1 protein-coding gene is annotated in these 762 nt (G+C 46.5%); it reads left to right on the top strand.

Annotated features, from left to right (window positions below; all coding sequences use genetic code 11):
- Window positions 1-158 precede the first annotated feature (158 nt).
- The gene (locus tag D7Y13_RS46230) at window positions 159-332 is read left to right on the top strand and encodes a hypothetical protein (RefSeq protein WP_158626211.1); all 174 of its coding nucleotides are present in this window, start codon (window positions 159-161) and stop codon (window positions 330-332) included.
- Window positions 333-762: the final 430 nt, after the last annotated feature.

The following is a 762-nucleotide window of genomic DNA, read 5'->3' as shown; positions in this document are numbered from 1 at the left end:
CTTCATGCTTTTTATGACTTTTTCAGACTGACAAACAAAAGCCAAATTTTTATTCTAAATACGTGAGCGATGAGCTTGCTGAATTGAGAAAGCAAATCAAGTCCAACCTCTAACGATTCACATCATTTTCAGCTAATTTACAAAAGAAAACATTCGACATGGCAAACATCTTTGGCAACAAGAACAACAACAATCTGCCTGGTAGCGCTGGCAACGATAATATGTTCGGTCGCGGCGGTAATGACACCCTAGTCGGTTTTGGCGGCGATGACTCGATCGATGGCGGTGTAGGTTTTGACCTACTCAGGACTTACGCAAAAGCCGTGAACTAAAGTTCCGGCTCAAAGCTTAAACCCATTAAAATGGGTTGATGACAGCAGTTTGAGTCAGTTTTAACTGACTTCAGCTTTCAGCCAGGAACTTGAGTTCCTGGCGCTCAATGCATCTGTCCTGACCAGTTTAAATTGAACACTGGATAGATGGATAATCTGTAGGGGCGTAAGGCCTTGCGCCCCTACACAAGAATCTTAGGCAGTGTTTTAAGACGCCACAGCCAAAGCAGGATTGCAGCAATGGCTAAGAGGGCGAGGTGAGTTTCGGCTCGTTTAGACCCAGCTTTTTAGATAAGTGCGCTGCTGCTGCATCACCTGACGGTAAAGCTCTTCGAGCTGGGTAATGTTGCGGGTAAGCGTGTAGCGATCGAGAACGCGCTGACGCGCCTTGCGTCCCAAAAGTGTCGTCATTTCAGGATGGTCGCGAAAC

The organism is Corallococcus praedator (assembly GCF_003612125.1).
GTDB classification, from domain to species: domain Bacteria; phylum Myxococcota; class Myxococcia; order Myxococcales; family Myxococcaceae; genus Corallococcus; species Corallococcus praedator.
Note: the sequence above shows the minus strand (reverse complement) of the source record. Positions and strands in the feature narration are given on the sequence as shown.

Excerpts from the sequence above, each read along its gene's own strand:
- D7Y13_RS46230 (WP_158626211.1), top strand. The coding sequence starts at position 159 with ATGGCAAACATCTTTGGCAACAAGAACAACAACAATCTGCCTGGTAGC.